Genomic DNA, 20,962 nt, shown 5'->3' with positions numbered 1-20,962 from the left:
GGGGACCGACCACCACGAAAATCCGGAGGAGCGTCCCGTGCGGCCTTGGCCAGGAACGACCTACCCGCTCGGGGCCACCTACGACGGTGTCGGCACGAACTTTTCGCTGTTCTCGGAGGCGGCGGAGTACGTCGAGCTGTGCCTTTTCGACGACGACGGCAAGGAAACGCGCGCGAAGCTCGAGGAGGTCGACGGGTTCGTCCACCACGGCTACGTGCTCGGCGTCGGCCCCGGTCAGCGGTACGGGTTCCGCGTGCACGGCCCGTACGATCCCGAGCGCGGGCTGCGCTGCAACCCGAACAAGCTGCTGATCGACCCCTACGCCAAGGCCGTTTCGCACGGCGTCGACTGGGACGAATGCCTGTTCGGCTACAAGTTCGACGCGCCGGACGAGCGCAATGACGCGGACTCGGCAGGCCACGTGCCGTATTCGCAGGTGGTGAGCCCGTTCTTCGACTGGGGCAACGATCGCGCGCCGAAAACCCCGTACAACGAGTCGGTGATCTACGAGGCGCATGTCAAGGGCATGACCGTGAATCACCCGTTCGTACCCGAGCGGCTGCGGGGCACCTACGCCGGGCTCGCGCACCCGGTGGTCATCGAGCACCTGACGAAGCTCGGCGTCACGGCGATCGAGCTGCTGCCGGTGCACCAGTTCGTCACCGATCACGGGCTCGCCGAGAAGGGGCTGCGGAACTACTGGGGCTACAACACGATCGGGTACTTCGCGCCGCACGACGCGTACGCCGCGATGACCTCGCAGGGCGGCCAGGTCCAGGAGTTCAAGGGCATGGTCAGGGCCTTCCACGAGGCCAACATCGAAGTGATCCTCGACGTGGTCTACAACCACACCGCCGAGGGCAACCACCTCGGGCCGACGCTGTCCATGCGCGGTATCGACAACGAGGCGTACTACCGGCTGGTCGAGGACGAGCCCAAGTACTACATGGACTACACCGGCACCGGGAACTCGCTCAACGTGCGCCACCCGCACACGCTGCAGCTCATCATGGACTCGCTGCGGTACTGGGTCACCGAAATGCACGTGGACGGGTTCCGCTTCGACCTCGCTTCCGCGCTGGCGCGCGAGTTCTACGACGTGGACCGGCTTTCCACCTTCTTCGACATGGTGCAGCAGGACCCGATCGTCAGCCAGGTGAAGCTGATCGCCGAGCCGTGGGACGTCGGGCCAGGCGGCTACCAGGTCGGCAACTTCCCTCCACTGTGGACGGAGTGGAACGGCCAGTTCCGCGACACGGTGCGGGACTTCTGGCGCGGTGAACCGTCCACCCTGGGCGAGTTCGCGTCGAGGATCACCGGTTCGTCCGACCTGTACCAGGACGACGGCCGCCGCCCGTTCGCCTCGATCAACTTCGTCACCGCGCACGACGGGTTCACGCTCAACGACCTGGTGTCCTACAACGAAAAGCACAACGAGGCCAACGGCGAGGACGGCCGCGACGGCGCCGACGACAACCGTTCTTGGAACTGCGGCGCCGAGGGGCCGACCGACGACGAGGAAGTGCTCGCGCTGCGCGCGCGGCAGCGCCGGAACCTGCTGGCCACCACGGTCCTGTCGCAGGGCGTGCCGATGCTGCTGCACGGCGACGAGTTCGGCCGCACCCAGCAGGGCAACAACAACGCCTACTGCCAGGACACCGAACTGTCCTGGATGGACTGGGAGCTGGCGTCGGCGAACGCGGAGCTGGTGGAGTTCGTCGCGGCGCTCACCGCGTTCCGCAAGCGGCACCCGGTGTTCCGCCGCCGCCGGTTCTTCCAGGGCAAACCGATCCGCAAGGGCGACGAACTGCGGGACATCGCGTGGTTCACCCCCGCCGGTGAGGAGATGACCGAGCAGAACTGGGACGACGGGTTCGGCAAGTCCGTGGTCGCGTTCCTCAACGGCGAGGGCATTCCCGATCTCGATCCGCGCGGCATGCGGGTGGAGGACGACTCGTTCCTCCTCGCGTTCAACGCGCACTACGAGGACATCGAAATGACGTTGCCCGGCAACGGGTACGGCAGCGCCTGGTCGATCGTGATCGACACCTCGACCGGCCTGATCGACCCCGAAAAGGACGAGCCGCTCGACGCCGGTGCGGAGATCACCTTGCCCGCGCGATCGCTCGTGGTGCTCCAGCGCGTCGGCGGTGCTCCGGAGTGAGCGACCTTGCGAACGAACCGAAGACATCGCGCGGGCCCGCTTCGACCTACCGGGTGCAGCTCCGGCCCGAATTCGATTTCGCGGCCGCGGCCGGGATCGTCGAGTACCTGAGGGAACTCGGCGTCGGCGCGCTCTACACGTCGCCGATCCTGGACGCCACACCCGGCTCGACGCACGGCTACGACGTGGTGGATCCGACGCGGGCCAGGCCGGAACTCGGTGGGGAGGAAGGGCGCGCCGCGCTCGCCGCGCGACTGCGGGACGCGGACATGGGGTTCGTGGTGGACGTCGTGCCCAACCACATGTCCGTCGAGGTGCCCGCGGCGAACCGGTGGTGGTCCGATGTGCTGCGCCACGGCCGGGATTCGGCGTACGCGCACTACTTCGACATCGACTGGAGCCGCGGCAGGCTGCTGCTCCCGGTGCTCGGCGACGACGCGGCGGTCGCGGAACTGACGGTCGACGGCGATGAACTCGTCTACCACGACCACCGGTTCCCGCTCGCGCCCGGCACGGAAAACGGGACACCGCAGGAGGTGCACGCGCGCCAGCACTACGAGCTGATCGACTGGCGGCGCGGCAACACCGAGCTGAACTACCGCCGCTTCTTCGACATCACCACCCTCGCCGCGGTCCGCGTCGAGGATCCCGGGGTATTCCAGGCCACGCACGGCGAAGTGCTGCGCTGGGTGGCCGCGGGCGAGGTGACCGGGCTGCGCATCGACCATCCCGACGGGCTCGCCGACCCCGGTGCCTACATGCGACGGCTCCGCGAGGCCGCGCCGGACGCGTGGCTCGTGGTGGAGAAGATCCTGCACCCGAACGAGGATCTGCCGCAGACCTGGCCGGTCGACGGGACGACCGGGTACGACGCGTTGCGCGAACTCGCAGGCGTGTTCGTCGATCCCGTCTCGGAACCGGACTTCACCGCGCTGGCCGAGGAACTGGGCGTGCACACCGATTACCACGACGTGGAGGAAACGGCGCGACGGCTGGTCACCGACGGCATCCTCGTCGCCGAGGTGCGCAGGATCGCCGCGCTCCTGTCCGCTGTGGACACCGGGGCCGCCAGGTCCGCCGTCGCCGAGGTGATGATCGCGTTCGGCGTCTACCGCTCGTACCTGCCGGAGGGCGAGCCGAACTGGGCCGCCGCCGTCGCGCGGGCGCGGAAAGCGCGCCCGGACGTGAACGCCGCGCTCGACGCGCTGGACGTCGCGGTCCGCGCCGATCCCCGCGGCGAACTCGCCACCCGCATCCAGCAGACCTCCGGCATGGTCGTCGCGAAGGGCACCGAGGACACCACGTTCTACCGCTTCACCCGGTTCGCCGCGCTCAACGAGGTCGGCGGCGCACCGGAGAGGTTCGGGGTGGGCGTGGAGGAGTTCCACGCGCTCGCCGCCGCGCGCGAGGCGGGCCGCCCCGCCACCATGACGACGTTGACCACGCACGACACCAAGCGGTCGGAGGACGTGCGGGCGCGCCTCGCGGTGCTCTCGGAGCTGCCCGGCGAGTTCGCCGAAGCCGTCGAGCGGTGGACCGCGCGGCGCGGGATCGACGAGCCCTCGCTGAACCTGCTCGCGTGGCAGACCCTCGTCGGCGCGTGGCCGATCACCCCGGAGCGCCTGCACGACTACCTGGACAAGGCGGCGAAGGAGTCGAAGCTCCGTACCACGTGGACGGACCACGACGAGGAGTTCGAGCGCGCCGTCGCGGCCTGGCCGGGCGAAGTGCTCGGCGACGACGAGCTGGCCGCCGAGATCGCCGCGTTCGTCGCGCGCGTCCGCGGGCACGGCTGGTCCAACTCGCTCGGGCAGAAGCTGCTCCAGCTCACTTCGCCGGGGATCCCGGACGTCTACCAGGGCACCGAGCTGTGGGATCTGTCCCTTGTGGACCCGGACAACCGGCGCGCCGTCGGCTACGAAACCCGGCGGGAAATCCTTTCGCGCGTCGTCGCGGGTGAACTGCCCGAAGTGGACGATACCGGTGCCGTGAAGCTTCTGGTGGTGCACAGGGCTTTGACGCTGCGCCGCGATCGGCCCGAGCTGTTCCGGGGCTACCGCGCGTTGCGTGCCGAAGGCGCCGCCGCCTCGCACGCGTTGGCGTTCCACCGGTCCGAGGACCTCATCGTCGTCGTGACGCGGCTGCCGGTCGGCCTCGAAGCCTCGGGCGGGTGGCGCGACACCGCGCTCCCGCTTCCGGAGGGGACGTGGACCGACGTCCTCACCGGGCGCCGAGCCGGTGCCGCACTGTCCACTGTGCTCGGCCGGTACCCGGTCGCGTTGCTGGTACGGGGAGAGCCATGAGCTTCAGCGTGTGGGCGCCGTTGGCGGAACGCGCGCGCGTGCGCGTCGACGGTATCGACCACGAGATGACCGCGGCGGACGGCGGCTGGTGGCACTCGGACGCCGCCGGCACCGAGTACGCGTTCCTGCTCGGAGACGATGACGTACCGCTGCCCGATCCGCGTTCGCGACGGCAGCCCGGTGGTGTGCACGCCCCGTCGCGGGTCTACGACCACGACGCCTTCCGGTGGACCGACCGGGCCTGGACGGGACGGCAGCTACCCGGCGCGGTGCTCTACGAGCTGCACATCGGCACCTTCACCCCCGGCGGCACCTTCGACGCGGCGGTCGATCGGCTCGGCCACCTCGTCGACCTCGGCATCACGCACGTCGAGGTGCTGCCGGTGAATTCCTTCGACGGCACCGCGGGCTGGGGGTACGACGGCGTGCTGTGGGGTGCCGTCCACGAGCCCTACGGCGGGCCGGACGGGTTCAAGCGGTTCGTCGACGCGTGCCACGCGCGCGGGCTCGCGGTCGTGCTCGACGTCGTCTACAACCACCTCGGGCCCTCCGGCGCCTACCTCGACCGGTTCGGGCCGTACTTCGCGGGCCGCAACGACTGGGGCCCCGGGCTCAACCTCGACGGCGAGGGCTCCGACGAGGTCCGCCGGTACGTCATCGACAACGCACTCGGCTGGCTGCGGGACTTCCACGTCGACGCGCTGCGCCTCGACGCCGTGCACGCGCTCGCCGACCGGCGCGCGACGCACCTCCTCGAAGCGCTGGCGGCCGAGGTCGACGCGCTGTCCGCCGCGCTGGGCCGCCCGCTGACGCTCATCGCCGAGTCGGACCTCAACGACCCGAAGCTCGTCACCGCGCGCGAAGCGGGCGGGTACGGCCTGCACGCGCAGTGGTCCGACGACCTGCACCACGCGCTGCACGTCGCGCTGACCGGCGAGAAAACCGGGTACTACACCGATTTCGCCGCACCCGGCGCGCTCGCGAAGACCCTGCGCGAGGTGTTCTTCCACGCCGGGACCTGGTCGTCCTTCCGCGGGCGGGCGCACGGGCGCCCGGTGGACACCGAAACCGTGCCAGGGCACCGTTTTCTCGCCTACCTGCAGAACCACGACCAGATCGGCAACCGCGCGACCGGCGACCGGCTGTCCGCGACCGTCCCGCCCGGCGTGCTCGCCTGCGGCGCGGCCGTCGTGTTCTGCTCGCCGTTCACGCCCATGGTGTTCATGGGTGAGGAATGGGCCGCGAGCACGCCGTGGCAGTTCTTCGCGTCGTTCCCGGACCCGGAGCTGGCCGAGGCCGTGCGCACCGGGCGCCGCCGCGAGTTCGCCCGCCACGGCTGGGGCGAGGCCGAGGTGCCGGATCCGATCGACCCGGCGACCGTCGAACGCTCGCGCCTCGACTGGTCCGAACCGGCCAGGCCGGGCCACCGGGAGATGCTGGACCTCTACCGGCGCCTGATCGCGCTGCGCCGCGAGCACCCGGCACTGGCCGACCCCCGGCTGACCGAGGTCGACGTCGACTCCGCGGGCTCCTGGCTCGTCCTGCGCCGGGGACCGCTGCGGCTCGCCTGCAACTTCGGCGGCGAACCGGTCACCGTTCCGCTCGGCGGCCAGGCCTCGGAAACACTCCTGGCCTGGGGTTCGCCCGTGGTCGGCGACACCACGGCCGACCTGCCGCCGGGGACGTTCGCCCTGGTGCGCTAGGCGCGGCTCGAAAAACACGCGCTCCTCGCGAGCTGCCCCATGGGCGCGGTTGCCGTGGTGGTACGTCGGTTTGATGGGGCTGGCGCTGCTCGGCATGCTCGGGGCGCCCCTGCTGTCGCACCTGACGACGTGGCGCGACGCCTACGCGGCGGTGATGTGGCCGAGCGTGCTCATACGCGGCCCTGCGACGGGACATCCCGCCATGGCCGGACGCCACTGGTCCAAGCGGGCTAGGGCTTGGTCGCCAGACCCGCGATCACCTGGGACCGGTACGACTCGACGTCGCCGACGATCGAGTCCTCCTCGAGGCCCTCCGGCGACCAGTCCGGCGTCCACGCGATCCCAGGCGGATCGAGCAGCGTCCAGTCGCCGAAGAACTCCTTCACCTGCGCGCGATCGCGCGCGTGCGCGGACGACGTGGCCCGCTTGTAGTTCTTCAGCACCGCCTGCAACGCCTCGATCGCCGCCTGCGGCATCCCGTCGACGCTCGCGTGCGAGATCGCGAGCTGCGAACCCGGCGGCACCTTGTCGCGGTAGTAGGCCACGGACTCGTTCGCGAGGGCGTCGTCGGCGACGAAGTGCAGCAGTGCGACCAGCAGCAGCCCCACCGGCCGGTCGAGGTCGATCAGCCCGGTGTCGAGGATCGCCTGCCACAGCCTGCGGTGGTCGAGCACGTCACCGTTGATCGGGCGGTTCCGGGCGAGCTGCCCGCCGGCTTGGAGCAGCAGGTAGCCGTGCGCGCTGGCGACCGGGTCGTGGTCGATGTAGACGACGCGGCACTCGCCCGGCGCGTACTGCTCCGCGAGCTGGTGCACGTTGCCCTCGGTGGGCAGCCCGGACCCGATGTCCACGAACTGGCGGATGCCCTGGTTGATCATGTGCTGGACCGCGCGGCGGAGGAACCGCCGGTTCTGCCGCGCCGCCCACGGGATGTCCGGCAACCGGGCGATCTGCTCCTGCGCGAACGCCCTGTCCACCGCGTAGTTCGAGTTCCCGCCCAGGTAGTAGTCGTAGGCGCGGCCCTCGTGCACCTTGCTCGTCGACTCCGCCAGCAGCCGGTCGGCGACTTCCTTCGACAACGTGGGCACCGGACCGTCCAGCGTGGTCATCCGCCGCACCCTCCCTCATTCGGCCGAACGCAGTACCGGACCAGTCTGCCGGAAAGCCGCCACCCGTGTACCGCCGGTAGTGGGCGGATCGGGTACCGATCGGGGCACGCGCCGGGCGGTCCGGGTGCGGGCCACCCGAACGGGTGGGTGGCCTGGGAAGATCAGGGGATGGCCATTCGACCGACCGCTGACACCCAGGTCCTCGCCGGGCGCCCGTTCCCGCTCGGCGCGCATCCCGAGGCCGGTGGTGTGCGCTTCGCGGTGACCTCGGCCGCCGCCGACGCCGTCGAGCTGTGCCTGATCTCCGACGACGGGTCCGAGCGGCGCATCGAACTCACCGAGCGCACGTTCGGCGTGTGGCACGGGCTGGTGCCGGGCGTGACCCCCGGCCAGCGGTACGGCTACCGCGTGCACGGGCCGTACGACCCGGTGCTCGGGCTGCGCTGCAACCCGGCGAAGCTGCTCGTCGACCCGTACGCGCGCCGCATCACCGGGCGCATGACCGAGCTGCGGGCGGCGCAGGGCTTCACCGGCGACCCCCGGCGCGGACGTCCGTCCACAACGGACTCGCTCGGCAGCGTGCCGCTGTCGGTGGTCAGCTCGCCGGGCGGCCCGGACACCGGGGTCAAGCCGGAGGTGCCGTTCGAGGAGTCGGTGTTCTACGAGCTGCACGTCAAGGGATTCACGCAGCGCCATCCCGACATCCCGGAGCACCTGCGCGGCACCTATCTCGGGATCGCCCACCCGGTGGCCATCGAGCACCTCACCCGGCTCGGCGTGACCGGAGTCGAACTGCTGCCGGTGCATTCGTTCGCCGACGAGCCCTCACTGGTGCAGGCGGGCAGGCACAACTACTGGGGCTACTCGCCGCTCGGGTTCTTCGCGCCGCACGCCGCGTACGCGAGCGAGCCCGGCCGCGAGGTCGAGGAGTTCCGCACCATGGTGGCGGCGCTGCACGCGGCGAACATCGAAGTGCTGCTCGACGTCGTGTACAACCACACCTGCGAGGGCGGCGCCGACGGGCCGACGCTGAGCTTCCGCGGGCTCGACGCCCCGGCCTACTACCTGCACGGCAAGCGCGGGCACCTGGCCGACATCACCGGCTGCGGCAACACGCTCGACGCCGGTTCGCCGACGGTCGTCCGGCTCGTCACCGACTCGCTGCGGTACTGGGCAGGTGAACTCGGCGTCGACGGGTTCCGGTTCGACCTCGCCAGCACGCTCGGCCGCCCGCGCGGCGAGATGTTCGACCGCGACTCCACGATGCTGACCGCGATCACCACCGACCCGGAGCTGTCCCGGTGCAAGCTGATCGCCGAACCGTGGGACGCCACCGGCGAGGGCTACCGGGTCGGCGACTTCGGCGCGCAGTGGGCCGAGTGGAACGGCCGCTACCGCGACACCCTGCGCGACTTCTGGCGCGGCGCCACCGACGTCCGCGACCTCGCCTACCGCCTGTCCGGCTCGTCCGACCTCTACGACCACAACCTGCGGCGGCCGTGGCAGTCGGTCAACTTCGTGACCGCGCACGACGGGTTCACGCTGCGCGACCTGGTGTCCTACGACCACAAGCACAACGAGGCCAACGGCGAGGACAACCGCGACGGCACCGACGACAACCGCTCGTGGAACCACGGCGCGGAGGGCGAAATCGAGGACGGCGACGACACTGGCATCGTCCCGCTGCGCCTCCGGCAGGCGCGCAACCTCCTCGCCACGCTCCTGCTGTCCACCGGCACGCCGATGCTCACCGCGGGCGACGAGCTGTGGCGCACCCAGTCCGGCAACAACAACGCGTACTGCCTCGACGACGAAACCTCGTGGCTCGACTGGTCCTCCTCGCCCGCCGCCGAGTCGATGCTGGCCTTCACCCGCAGGGTGGTGCGGCTGCGCGCGAACAGCCCCGCGCTGCGGCAGCCGGAGTACTTCGAAGGCCGCACCACGCCGAGCGGCGACCCCGACCTGATCTGGCTGCGCCCCGACGGCGAGGAATTCGGCGAGGGCGACTGGTTCGACGACCGCCGCACCCTGTGCATGTGGATCGACGGCTCCAACAGCCAGGCGCGCAACCGCGAAGGCGAACTCGTCACCGACCACTCGTGGCTGCTGCTCGTGCACGCGGGCGCGGAACCCGTCGAGATCGTGTTGCCCGGACGCGAATTCGGCGAGACCTTCAAACCCACGCTCGACACCAGCACGGCGGACGGCAGCCCGGCCAATCCCGGCACGCTGGAACCGAAGAGCCGCGTGACTTTGCAAGCCCGCTCGCTCTTGCTGCTCAGGGCGCCGCGCAGGGAGCCTTGAGGGAATCGGGCGCCGTGAAGGCTCCCTTCGGGGCATGGGGTCGGCGTGCCGTCGGCAGTGCGGGCCGAGTTCGCGGCGTCAGGTTCCCGGAAGGCGTCCTTCGGGGGCACGGGAAGCGAGCGTCGGGTGGCGTGGAGATGGCGTGCGGGGGGAGGGCGCGTGGCGTTTCGGAAAGTGCGCGGTGGGGTAGTTCCGGTGAGAATCGGGAGCGGCACCCGCTGTCGATGATCTTGACCGAATCAGGCACACTGAGCCCGCGTCCACACCGCGCAAAGCACCGACAAGAGGGGCGTTGCCCATGACCGGCCGGCTCGGCATCGACGACGTGACCCCCACCGTGAGCTGTGGCCGCCATCCGGCCAAAGCCGTTGTGGGAGAACACTTCCCGGTGTCCGCGACGGTGTGGAGAGAAGGACACGACGCGGTGTCGGCGACGATCGCCTGGCGCGGTCCCGACGACAGGGTCGCCAGGCAGACCAGGATGACGGAGACCGGTACCGGACTCGACCGGTTCGCCGCGACGATCGTCCCGGACGCCGAGGGCCTGTGGACCTACCGGGTCGACGCGTGGGGCGATCCGTGGGCGACGTGGGTGCACGCGGTCGAGGTGAAGGTCGCGGCCGGGCAGGAAGCCGCCGAACTGGCCAACGACCTGGAGAACGGCGCGCGCCTGCTGGAGCGGGTCTCCCGGCGGCCGGAACGCAGGCTCGAGCGCGCGATGCTCGCCGGTGCCGCCGCCTCGCTGCGCGACGGCGGGCGCGATCTCGGCGAGCGGGTCGGGCCGGCGCTGTCCGAAGAGACCAGGCGGGTCATGCACGAGTTCCCGGTGCGGGAGCTGATCACGAAGGGCAAGCCGCTCAAGCTGCTGGTCGACCGCGAGCGCGCCGCGTTCGGGTCCTGGTACGAGCTCTTCCCGCGGTCGACCGGGGGCACCGACGAGGCGGGGCGGCCGGTGCACGGCACGTTCGCGACCGCGGCGAAGGAACTCGAACGCGTCGCGGGCATGGGCTTCGACGTCGTCTACCTGCCGCCGGTTCACCCCATCGGCCGGGCGCACCGCAAGGGCCCCGACAACACCCTCACCGCGGGACCGGACGACGTCGGGTCGCCGTGGGCGATCGGGTCGGCCGAGGGCGGTCACGACGCCGTGCACCCCGAACTGGGCACGCTCGACGACTTCGACGATTTCGTGGCCCGCGCGGGGGAACTGGGCATGGAGGTCGCGCTCGACCTCGCGTTGCAGGCGGCGCCGGATCACCCGTGGGTCACCGAGCACCCCGAGTTCTTCACCACCCGTCCGGACGGGACGATCGCCTACGCCGAGAACCCGCCGAAGAAGTACCAGGACATCTACCCGGTCAACTTCGACAACGCCCCGCGCGCGATCTACGACGAGGTGCTCCGCGTCGTGCTGCACTGGGTGTCCCACGGGGTGCGGATCTTCCGGGTGGACAACCCGCACACCAAGCCGCCGGACTTCTGGGCGTGGCTGATCTCCTCGGTCAAGGACGCCCATCCCGACGTCCTCTTCCTCGCCGAGGCGTTCACCCGCCCGGCGCGGCTGTGGGGACTGGCCAAGCTCGGCTTCACCCAGAGCTACACCTACTTCACCTGGCGCACCAGCAAGGAAGAGCTGACCGAGTTCGGCACCGATCTGGTCGAGCACGCGGATGTGGGGCGCCCCAACCTGTTCGTGAACACGCCGGACATCCTGCACGAGTCGCTGCAGCGCGGCGGGCCGGGCATGTTCGCGCTGCGGGCCGCGCTCGCGGCGACGCTTTCGCCGACCTGGGGCGTCTACTCCGGCTACGAACTGTTCGAGCACGTGCCGGTGCGCGAAGGCAGCGAGGAGTACCTGAACTCCGAGAAGTACCAGCTTCGCCCGCGCGACTTCGCGACGGCGCTGGCCGAAGGACGCTCGCTGGAGCCGTGGCTGACGAAGCTGAACGCCGTGCGCCGCGCGCACCCGGCGCTGCACCAGCTACGGACGCTGCGCTTCCACCACGTCGACAACGACGCGCTGCTCGCCTATTCCAAACAGGACCCGGCGACCGGCGACACCGTGATCACCGTCGTCACGCTCGATCCCTACGCGTCGCAGGAGGGGACCGTGTGGCTTGATCTCCCCTCGCTCGGCTTCGAGTGGCACGAGCGGCTGATCGCGCACGACGAGGTCACCGGCGACACCTGGGACTGGGGGCAGGCGAACTACGTCCGCCTGGAACCGTGGCGCGCGGTCGCGCACATAGTCGCGGTTCGCAGACGCCTCGCGGGTTAGCACCCGACCGATGACACTGCCAGCCACCCTGCGGGCGCACCATCCCGCGGGGACGATCGGACGTACCCGGAACCTGGGACGAGGTGGAGATCATGCCGGAAGAACTCCGGCCCGACGCGGCGCTCGGCCTCGAGGGCGTGCCGCACACCGGTGAGGCGATCACCGAAGACGGCATGCTGGTGGAACCGCAGGCCGGGGACTTCAAGTCGGCAAAGCAGGCGCCGAGCAACCCGGAGTGGTTCAAGGGCGCGGTGTTCTACGAGGTGCTCGTGCGCGCGTTCGCCGACTCCAACGGCGACGGCACCGGCGACCTCCGCGGTCTCGCCGGCAGGCTCGACTACCTCGAATGGCTCGGCGTCGACTGCCTGTGGCTGCCGCCGTTCTACGCTTCGCCGCTGCGCGACGGCGGCTACGACATCAGCGACTTCCGCGCGGTGCTGCCGGAGTTCGGCAGCGTCGAGGACTTCGTGTACCTGCTCAACGAGGCGCACCGCCGCGGGATCAGGGTGATCACCGACCTGGTGCTGAACCACACCTCCGACGCGCACCCGTGGTTCCAGCAGTCGCGGTCCGATCCGGACGGTCCCTACAGCGACTACTACGTGTGGAGCGACGACGATTCGCGGTACGCCGACGCGCGGATCATCTTCGTCGACACCGAATCCTCGAACTGGACCTACGACCCGGTGCGCGGGCAGTTCTACTGGCACCGGTTCTTCACCCACCAGCCGGACCTGAACTACGAGAACCCCGATGTGCAGGAGGCGATGCTGGACGTCCTGCGGTTCTGGCTCGACCTCGGGATCGACGGGTTCCGGCTGGACGCGGTGCCGTACCTGTTCGAGCAGGAGGGCACGAACTGCGAGAACCTCCCGCGCACGCACGAATTCCTCAAGCGCTGCCGCAAGGTCGTCGACGACGAGTACCCCGGCCGGATCCTGCTCGCCGAGGCGAACCAGTGGCCGTCGGACGTGGTGGAGTACTTCGGCGACCCGCTCGTCGGCGGCGACGAATGCCACATGGCGTTCCACTTCCCGTTGATGCCGCGCATCTTCATGGCCGTGCGGCGGGAGTCGCGGTTCCCGATCTCGGAGATCCTCACCAAGACACCGGAAATCCCGAGCGGCACGCAGTGGGGGATCTTCCTGCGCAACCACGACGAGCTGACGCTGGAGATGGTCACCGACGAAGAACGCGACTACATGTACGCGGAATACGCGAAGGACCCGCGCATGAAGGCGAACATCGGGATCCGCCGCCGTCTCGCGCCGCTGCTGGACAACGACCGCAACCAGCAGGAGCTGTTCACCGCGATGCTGCTGTCGCTACCCGGCTCGCCGGTTCTGTACTACGGTGACGAGATCGGCATGGGCGACAACATCTGGCTCGGCGACCGCGACGCGGTGCGCACGCCCATGCAGTGGACCCCGGACCGCAACGCCGGGTTTTCGATGTGCGATCCCGGCCGGATCTACCTGCCGGTGATCATGGACCCGGTGTACGGGTACCAGGGCCTGAACGTGGAGGCGCAGTCGAACAACGCGTCTTCGCTGCTGAACTGGACGCGCCGGATGATCGAGGTGCGCAAGCAGCACCACGCCTTCGCGGAAGGGGAGTTCATCGACCTCGGCGGGTCGAACCCGAGTGTGCTGGCCTACAAGCGACACTGGCGCAGGCCGGACGGGCGGCACGATGTGGTGCTGTGCGTCAACAACCTGTCGCGGTTCCCGCAGCCGGTGGAGCTCGACCTCGGCGCGCACCGGTTCAGCACGCCGGTGGAGCTCACCGGCGGGGTCCGGTTCCCGGAGATCGGTGAGCTGCCCTACCTGCTCACGCTGCCGGGACACGGGTTCTACTGGTTCCAGCTGGTCGAGCCGGAAGAGGAGGGTGATACGAGGTGAGCGCCGATATCGAGCGGTTCGTGGCGGGGCTGGCCGCCGAACTTCCCGGCTGGCTGCCCGGCCAGCGGTGGTTCGCGGGCAAGGACCGGCCGATCACCGGCGTCACGCCGCTCGGCACCACGGTCCTGCTCGACGGTGACCCGCTGCTGCTGCACGTGGTCGTCGAGGTCGCGCAGGGTGACCGGCGCGAGCCGTACCAGCTCCTCGTCGGGCGCCGCTCGCATCCGCCCGAGGTGCCCGCGGCGAGCTGGATCGGCGCGCTGGGCGGGTACGAGGCCACCGGGGACGCCGATCTGACCGCGGTCCTGCTCGACCTGATGGTGCGCGGCGAGCGGGTCGGTTCGCTGGACTTCGCGCGCGAGCCGGGCGTCGAACTCGGCCGCGACCTGCGGGCGCGCCCGATCACCTCCGAGCAGAGCAACACCTCGCTGGTCTACGGCGGCCAGTACATCCTCAAGCTGTTCCGCAAGCTCAGCCCCGGGGAGAACAAGGACCTGCTGCTGCACCGCGCGCTGCAGGCGGCGGGCTGCGAGCACATCGCGCCGACGCTCGGTTCGATCACCGGGGAGCTGGCCGGGAAACCGGCCACGATCGGCATGCTCCAGCAGTTCCTCTCCGACGCCGTCGACGGGTGGGCGATGGCCACCACGAGCGTGCGCGACCTGATGGCGGAGCCCGAGCTCGGCCCGGACGAGGTGGGTGGCGACTTCGCGGGCGAGGCGGAGCGGCTCGGCAGGGCGGTCGCGACCGTGCACGCCGATCTCGCCCGCGCACTCGACACCGAGCCGATCGACGACGACGAGCTCGCCCGCACCGTCGGGGCGATGACCGAGCGGCTCGACGACGTCGCCGCGCGGGTGCCGGAGCTGGTGCCGCACGTGCCCGGCCTGCGCGCCGCGTTCGAAGCGATCCGCTCAGCGCCCGCGAACTCGATCACCATGCAGTACATCCACGGCGACCTGCACCTCGGCCAGGTGCTGCGCACCGTCAACGGCTGGCTGCTGCTGGACTTCGAGGGCGAGCCCGCCGCGCCGGTGGAGGAGCGCCACGCGCTGCGCTCGCCGCTGCGCGACGTCGCGGGCATGCTGCGCTCCTTCGACTACGCCGCGCAGCAGCTTCTCGTCGGCCAGGACGCGGACCCGCTGCTCACCGAGCGCGCGCTCGAATGGGCGCGCCGCAACCGCGCCGCCTTCTGCGACGGCTACGCGAAGGTGGCCGACGAGCCGATCGGCGACCCTCGCGACCACGGCGCGCTGCTGCGGGCCTTCGAGCTGGACAAGGCCGTCTACGAGGTCGCCTACGAGCACGCGAACCGGCCGGACTGGCTCGGCGTGCCGCTGTCTTCGATCGCCTGGATCACCCAGGGTGGGGAGTAGTCACATGAGCACGGACCTGCCCGAATCGGCACCGCCCGCCGAGGACATCGACCGGCTGCTGGCCGGGTCGCACCACGATCCGCACGGGGTGCTCGGCGTGCACGCCGACGACGGCACCGTGGTGGCCAGGGTGCTGCGGCCGGGTGCGACGGCGGTCGCGGTCGTCGCGGGCTCGCGCTCGTTCCCGCTCGACCACGTCGTCGACGGCCTGTTCGCGGGCGCGCTGCCGGAGCACCCCGGCGACTACCGGCTCGCGGTGTCCTTCGACGGGTACTCCGAGTCCACCGACGACCCGTACCGCTGGCTGCCCACGGTGGGGGAGCTGGACCTGCACCTGATCGGCGAGGGCAGGCACGAGCGGCTGTGGGACGTGCTCGGCGCGCACGTGCGGTCCTACGACACTCCACACGGGACGGTCGAGGGCGTGTCGTTCGCGGTGTGGGCGCCGACCGCGCGCGGCGTGCGGGTGATCGGCGACTTCAACGGCTGGGAGGGCCGCGCGCATCCGATGCGGTCGCTCGGCTCGTCCGGGGTGTGGGAGATCTTCGTGCCCGGCGTCGGCGACGGCACCTGCTACAAGTTCCGCATCCTCGGCCAGGACGGCAACTGGCACGAGAAGGCCGACCCGATGGCCTACGCCACCGAGAAACCGCCCGCCACCGCCTCGGTGGTCACCAGCTCGTCGCACGTGTGGGGCGACGACGCGTGGACGACCGAGCGCGAGGTGACGAACTGGGCGGACGCGCCGATGAGCGTCTACGAGGTCCACTTGGGATCCTGGCGGCCCGGTCTCGGCTATCGCGAACTGGCCGAGCAGCTCGCCGACTACCTGGAAGAGACCGGGTTCACCCACGTCGAGCTGCTGCCGGTCACCGAGCACCCGTTCGGCGGCTCGTGGGGCTACCAGGTGACCTCGTACTACGCGCCGACCGCGCGGTTCGGCTCGCCAGACGATTTCAGGTCCTTTGTGGACCTTCTGCACCAGCGCGGGTTCGGCGTGCTGATGGACTGGGTGCCCGCGCACTTCCCCCGCGACGCGTGGGCGCTCGCGCGGTTCGACGGCACCCCGCTCTACGAGCACGCGGACCCCCGTCGCGGCGAGCAGCCGGACTGGGGCACCTACGTGTTCGACTTCGGGCGCAACGAGGTCCGCAACTTCCTGGTCGCCAACGCGCTGTTCTGGCTGGAGGAGTACCACCTCGACGGCCTGCGGGTGGACGCCGTCGCCTCGATGCTCTACCTCGACTACTCCCGAAAGGACGGTGAGTGGCTCCCGAACCAGTACGGCGGCAGGGAAAACCTCGATGCCGTCCGGTTCCTGCAGGAGCTCAACGCGACCGTCTACAAGCGACACCCCGGCGTGGTGATGGTGGCCGAGGAGTCCACCGCGTGGCCGGGCGTGACGAGGCCGACGCATCTCGGCGGGCTCGGGTTCGGCTTCAAGTGGAACATGGGCTGGATGCACGACACGCTGCGCTACCTCGGCCACGAGCCGGTGCACCGCGCCTACCACCACAACGAGATGACCTTCTCGCTGGTCTACGCCTGGAGCGAGCACTTCGTGCTCCCGCTCTCGCACGACGAAGTGGTGCACGGCAAGGGATCGCTGTGGGAGCGGATGCCGGGCGACGACTGGAACAAGGCGGCGGGACTGCGCTCGCTGCTGGCGTTCATGTGGGCGCACCCCGGCAAGCAGCTGCTGTTCATGGGCGGCGAGTTCGGGCAGCACGCGGAGTGGTCGGAGTCGCGCTCGCTCGACTGGCACCTGCTGGAGGAGCCGCTGCACCGGGGCGTGCGGGACCTGACGCGCGAGCTGAACACCGCCTACCGGTCGCTGCCCGCGCTCTACAGCCAGGACACCACCTACGAGGGCTTCCAGTGGATCGACGCCAACGACGCGAACGGGAACGTGCTGAGCTTCCTGCGCATCGGCAAGGACGGCTCGCGGCTGGCGTGCGTGGCGAACTTCGCCGGGATGCCGCACCACGACTACCGCGTCGGGCTGCCCTCGCCGGGGAACTGGCGCGAGGTGCTCAACACCGACGCCGAGGCCTACGGCGGCTCCGGGGTGGGGAACATGGGCGTGGTGGAGGCGCTGGCCGAACCGTGGCACGGGCAGCCCGCTTCGGCCGTGCTCCAGCTCCCGCCCGCCGGAGTGCTCTGGCTGGCGGAGGAACTGCCGTCCTGACCGAATTCTGTCCACTACAGCGCTCGTAGATACCAAACCGACCAAAAGTAAGCAACCTACGCGGGACAGGCTGCCTTCCTTGGGCGGCTTACTTTTGGTCTCATTGGATATAGCCCATCCGCCAGACTGCGTTCGCGTGACGGGAGTGCGTAGGGTGCGGGACATGAAGATCGGCCTGCTCACCCGGGAGTACCCGCCGGACGTCTACGGCGGCGCCGGGGTGCACGTCGAGTTCCTCGCACGGGAACTGCGCGCGCTCGTCGATCTCGACGTGCACTGCTGGGGCGCGGACCGCGACGGCGCGCACGGGCACACCGACGCGCACGGCTACGCCAGGGCCGCGTTCTCCACGATGGACATCGCGGTGTCCATGGCGGCGGCGCTGGAGGGGCACGACCTCGCGCACAGCCACACCTGGTACGCGAACCTCGGCGGGCATCTCGCGAAGCTGCACCACGGCATCCCGCACGTGGTGACCGCGCATTCGCTGGAGCCGCTGCGCCCGTGGAAGGCCGAGCAGCTCGGCGGCGGTTACCGGATCTCGTCGTGGATCGAGCGCGAGGCGTACGAGTTCGCGGACGCGATCATCGCGGTCAGCGGCGGCATGCGCCAGGACGTCCTCGACGCCTACCCCGCGGTTTCCCCGGACCGCGTGCACGTCGTCCACAACGGCATCGACACCGAGCTGTACCAGCCCCGGCACGACACGGACGTGCTCGCGAAGCACGGCATCGACCCCGAGCGGCCGTACGTGCTGTTCGTCGGCAGGATCACCCGGCAGAAGGGCGTGCCGCACCTGGTCCGCGCGGGCGCCGCGCTCGACGAGGGCACCCAGCTCGTGCTGTGCGCGGGCGGCGCGGACACCCCCGAGCTGGACGCCGAGTTCCGCGGGCTGGTCGCCGATCTGCAGCGGAGCCGGACCGGGGTGCACTGGATTCCCGAGATGCTGCCGCGCGACGAGGTCGTGCGGCTGCTGACGCACGCCGCGGTGTTCGCCTGCCCGTCGGTCTACGAACCGCTGGGCATCGTGAACCTGGAGGCGATGGCGTGCGGGACGGCGGTCGTCGCGAGTGACGTCGGCGGTATCCCCGAGGTCGTCGACCACGGGAAGACCGGTCTGCTCGTGCACTACGAAGAGCAGGACACGGCCGCGTTCGAAGGCGGGCTCGCGGCCGCGATCAACGAGCTGGTCGGCGATTCCGTGCGGGCGGTCGAGATGGGCCTCGCCGGGCGTGCGCGCGCCGTCGGCGAGTTCGGCTGGGCCGCGATCGCCGAGCGGACGGCCGGTATCTACGGAGGTCTTCGTGATTGAGGGATCCGACGTACTGGGCATCGTCCTCGCCGGCGGCGAGGGCAAGCGGCTGATGCCGCTGACCGCGGACCGCGCGAAACCCGCGGTGCCGTTCGGCGGGGTGCACCGGCTGATCGACTTCGTGCTGTCGAACCTCGTGCACGGCGGCGTGCGGCGGATCTGCGTGCTCACCCAGTACAAGTCGCATTCGCTCGACCGGCACATCAGCACCACCTGGCGGCTGTCCGCGCTGACCGGCGAGTACGTCACCCCGGTGCCCGCGCAGCAGCGGCTCGGCCCGCGCTGGTACCAGGGCAGCGCCGACGCGATCCACCAGAGCCTGAACCTGGTCCACGACGAGCAGCCCGCCTACATCGCGGTGTTCGGCGCCGACAACATCTACCGGATGGACCCGCGGCAGATGATCGACGCGCATATCGAAGCGGGCGCGGGCGTCACGGTCGCGGGGATCAGGGTGCGCCGGGAGGAGGCGAGTTCGTTCGGCGTCATCCAGACCGCCGACGGCTCGGCGATCGACGCGTTCCTCGAAAAGCCCGCTGACCCGCCCGGCCTGCCGGACTCGCCGGGTGAGTCCTATGTGTCCATGGGCAACTACGTGTTCACCACGCAGGTCATGCTCGACGCGCTGGAGGCCGATGCGCGGAACCCGTCGTCGCACCACGACATGGGCCGCGACATCATCCCGGCGCTGGTGGAAAGCGGCAAGGCGCACGTCTACGACTTCACCGGCAACGAGGTGCCCGGCGAAACCGAACGCGATCACGGGTACTGGCGCGACGTCGGCACCATCGACAGCTACTACGACGCGCACACGGACCTGATCTCCACCTACCCGATCTTCAACCTCTACAACCGCCGGTGGCCGATACTGGCGCACCCAGCGCAGCGCGCCGCCGCGAAGTTCGTCGAAGGCGGCACCGCGAACCAGTCGATCGTGAGCAACGGCTGCATCATTTCCGGCGCGCAGGTGGTCGACTCGGTGCTGTCCCCGGACGTCATCGTGGAGAACGGCGCCGTGGTGCAGGGCTCGGTGCTGCTCGACGGCGCCCGCGTCGGCAAGGGCGCCGTGGTGCGGCGGGCGATCCTGGACAAGAACGTGGTGGTGCCACCCGGCGCGCACATCGGCGTCGACCTCGCGCGCGACCGCGAGCACTACCACGTCAGCGAAGGCGGCATCGTCGTACTGGGCAAGGGCGCCCGCGCGATCTGAGCGGGCACCCGCATTCAGGAGTGCGTGACCTTCAGGCCGTAGACGACTACTTCGCCGTAGTTGGAGTCCTCGCACGGGGAGGACTTTTCGCAGTTCGCCTGCGTGTAGGCGCCCGCCTTGAAGTAGTCGCCGGAGGACTCGGCGTCGACGGTGGCCTTCAGCTCGCCGTTGTAGTACGCCTTGATCTTCCCGTCGCCCGCGACGAACTTCGCCTGGAACTTCGTCCCGAGCCGGTAGCTGCCGGTGACGAGCTGGTAGTGCGTGTCATCACCCTTGGTGACGTAGAGCTGGGTGCCTTCGAGCCGGAAGACCGTCACGTCGTCCTCGTCGTCGTGGATCTGCCCCGCGACGACGTGCGGCTTGCCGTTCGGCAGGTGCGTGATCGCTTCGTCGATCACCATGGTGTGCGTGCCCGAGGTCGTCGACCAGCTCGCCCCGTCGGACCCGTCCATCTCGCGCAGCTCCGACCGAGGGTTCCCGCTGCCACCCGTGGTCACTCCGTTCACCGCGGCGCGGAACCGCACGCCGTCGCACCCGGGGTTCGCGGTGAACCACGGCGCTTTGGCGTAGTTCGCCAGCTTCGGCTGCTTGATCTCGTCGGGATGGCCCGCCGAACCGGTCGGCAGGGTTTCCTTCCAGTTCTCCAGGTCCAGGATGCTCGCGGGCACCCCGCAGGACTCGGCGGCGACGGCGGTACCGGGTGCCGCGATCGCGCTCCCGGCGAGCACCGCGACCATCCACAGCGGACTCTTCATGGTGACCTCCCGCGACGATCGTGTCGTGGCAGGTCACCGTCGTCAATCGCGGATGGCCGGTTCCGGCCGCCCCACCGGTGCGGGGAGACCAGCAAAATGATGGATCCGGGCCACCGCGACGCGCTGCTAACTTCCCGTCGAAGGCTGTTTCACGGCTCGGCGAAAGGGAATCCATGTCTTTCGACTCGGTGGTCGACTACGCGAACACGAACCTGGGTTCGGTACGGGCCGGGATGGTGGAATCCGGGCCGGAGCGAACCGACCTGGCGTCACCGTACTGCGTCGACTTCCCCACCCTGGTGCCCGCGACGTCGGTCAACAGTTCGTTCACCTGCATCATCACCGTAATCTGACGGCCG

At 70.1% G+C, this 20,962-nt stretch carries 13 protein-coding genes; 11 read left to right on the top strand and 2 right to left on the bottom strand.

The window, feature by feature from the left end:
* Positions 1-37: 37 nt before the first annotated feature.
* Genes glgX (ABD256_RS38315) through treZ form a run of 3 tightly spaced genes read left to right on the top strand, consistent with a single transcriptional unit; the run spans position 38 to position 6,170 of the window.
* A complete protein-coding gene (gene glgX / locus ABD256_RS38315; protein ID WP_344430252.1) occupies positions 38-2,164 on the top strand; it encodes a glycogen debranching protein GlgX in 2,127 nt (708 codons plus the stop codon).
* Entirely contained in the window at positions 2,161-4,467 is a 2,307-nt protein-coding gene (gene treY, locus ABD256_RS38310) for a malto-oligosyltrehalose synthase (RefSeq protein ID WP_344430250.1), read from the top strand. The genes glgX (ABD256_RS38315) and treY overlap by 4 nt, the downstream gene beginning before the upstream one ends.
* Positions 4,464-6,170: a malto-oligosyltrehalose trehalohydrolase gene (gene treZ, locus ABD256_RS38305; RefSeq protein ID WP_344430248.1), complete on the top strand. Its 1,707-nt coding sequence runs from the start codon at positions 4,464-4,466 to the stop codon at positions 6,168-6,170. Before treY ends, treZ begins: the two co-directional genes overlap by 4 nt.
* Before the next feature lie 230 nt (positions 6,171-6,400).
* On the opposite strand, the gene ABD256_RS38300 is transcribed toward treZ, so the two are convergent.
* The gene (locus ABD256_RS38300) at positions 6,401-7,279 is read right to left on the bottom strand and encodes an SAM-dependent methyltransferase (protein ID WP_344430247.1); all 879 of its coding nucleotides are present in this window, start codon (positions 7,277-7,279) and stop codon (positions 6,401-6,403) included.
* 168 nt (positions 7,280-7,447) lie between these two features.
* On the opposite strand from ABD256_RS38300, the gene glgX (ABD256_RS38295) reads away from it, so the two are divergent.
* From glgX (ABD256_RS38295) to glgC, 7 genes are all read left to right on the top strand, one after another.
* Positions 7,448-9,583: a glycogen debranching protein GlgX gene (glgX, locus tag ABD256_RS38295; protein ID WP_344430245.1), complete on the top strand. Its 2,136-nt coding sequence runs from the start codon at positions 7,448-7,450 to the stop codon at positions 9,581-9,583.
* 298 nt (positions 9,584-9,881) lie between these two features.
* Positions 9,882-11,861 carry an alpha-1,4-glucan--maltose-1-phosphate maltosyltransferase gene (locus ABD256_RS38290; RefSeq protein ID WP_344430243.1) on the top strand — a complete coding sequence of 660 codons (1,980 nt, stop codon included), beginning with the start codon at positions 9,882-9,884 and terminating at the stop codon, positions 11,859-11,861.
* Between the two features lie 92 nt (positions 11,862-11,953).
* Positions 11,954-13,762, top strand: coding sequence for a maltose alpha-D-glucosyltransferase (gene treS, locus ABD256_RS38285; protein ID WP_344430241.1), 1,809 nt, complete (start codon positions 11,954-11,956; stop codon positions 13,760-13,762).
* Entirely contained in the window at positions 13,759-15,138 is a 1,380-nt protein-coding gene (locus tag ABD256_RS38280) for a maltokinase N-terminal cap-like domain-containing protein (RefSeq protein ID WP_344430239.1), read from the top strand. Before treS ends, ABD256_RS38280 begins: the two co-directional genes overlap by 4 nt.
* Before the next feature lie 4 nt (positions 15,139-15,142).
* Entirely contained in the window at positions 15,143-17,326 is a 2,184-nt protein-coding gene (gene glgB, locus ABD256_RS38275) for a 1,4-alpha-glucan branching protein GlgB (protein WP_344430237.1), read from the top strand.
* 163 nt (positions 17,327-17,489) lie between these two features.
* The gene (gene glgA / locus ABD256_RS38270) at positions 17,490-18,638 is read left to right on the top strand and encodes a glycogen synthase (protein WP_344430266.1); all 1,149 of its coding nucleotides are present in this window, start codon (positions 17,490-17,492) and stop codon (positions 18,636-18,638) included.
* Positions 18,631-19,848, top strand: a complete 1,218-nt coding sequence (gene glgC, locus ABD256_RS38265) for a glucose-1-phosphate adenylyltransferase (protein WP_344430236.1) — start codon at positions 18,631-18,633, stop codon at positions 19,846-19,848. The genes glgA and glgC overlap by 8 nt, the downstream gene beginning before the upstream one ends.
* 14 nt (positions 19,849-19,862) lie before the next feature.
* On the opposite strand, the gene ABD256_RS38260 is transcribed toward glgC, so the two are convergent.
* Complete coding sequence (locus ABD256_RS38260) at positions 19,863-20,603, bottom strand: polysaccharide lyase family 7 protein (protein WP_344430234.1); 741 nt, start codon at positions 20,601-20,603, stop codon at positions 19,863-19,865.
* A gap of 173 nt (positions 20,604-20,776) precedes the next feature.
* Here ABD256_RS38260 and ABD256_RS38255 point away from each other — a divergent pair, with 173 nt between their 5' ends.
* Positions 20,777-20,956 (top strand): hypothetical protein, encoded by a 180-nt coding sequence (locus tag ABD256_RS38255; RefSeq protein WP_344430232.1) that lies wholly within the window; start codon positions 20,777-20,779, stop codon positions 20,954-20,956.
* Positions 20,957-20,962 lie beyond the last annotated feature (6 nt).

The organism is Amycolatopsis minnesotensis (assembly GCF_039529815.1).
In the GTDB taxonomy this organism is placed as follows: domain Bacteria; phylum Actinomycetota; class Actinomycetes; order Mycobacteriales; family Pseudonocardiaceae; genus Amycolatopsis; species Amycolatopsis minnesotensis.
The sequence above is the reverse complement of the archived record's forward strand: the minus strand, read 5'-3'. Positions and strand labels throughout refer to the sequence as shown.

Bases quoted from the DNA above. Each gene is read 5' to 3' on its own strand.
- ABD256_RS38255 (WP_344430232.1), top strand. From the start codon at position 20,777: ATGTCTTTCGACTCGGTGGTCGACTACGCGAACACGAACCTGGGTTCG.
- glgA (WP_344430266.1), top strand. From the start codon at position 17,490: ATGAAGATCGGCCTGCTCACCCGGGAGTACCCGCCGGACGTCTACGGC.
- treZ (WP_344430248.1), top strand. From the start codon at position 4,464: ATGAGCTTCAGCGTGTGGGCGCCGTTGGCGGAACGCGCGCGCGTGCGC.
- glgX (WP_344430245.1), top strand. From the start codon at position 7,448: ATGGCCATTCGACCGACCGCTGACACCCAGGTCCTCGCCGGGCGCCCG.
- ABD256_RS38300 (WP_344430247.1), bottom strand. From the start codon at position 7,279: ATGACCACGCTGGACGGTCCGGTGCCCACGTTGTCGAAGGAAGTCGCC.
- treS (WP_344430241.1), top strand. From the start codon at position 11,954: ATGCCGGAAGAACTCCGGCCCGACGCGGCGCTCGGCCTCGAGGGCGTG.
- glgB (WP_344430237.1), top strand. From the start codon at position 15,143: ATGAGCACGGACCTGCCCGAATCGGCACCGCCCGCCGAGGACATCGAC.
- ABD256_RS38290 (WP_344430243.1), top strand. From the start codon at position 9,882: ATGACCGGCCGGCTCGGCATCGACGACGTGACCCCCACCGTGAGCTGT.
- ABD256_RS38260 (WP_344430234.1), bottom strand. From the start codon at position 20,603: ATGAAGAGTCCGCTGTGGATGGTCGCGGTGCTCGCCGGGAGCGCGATC.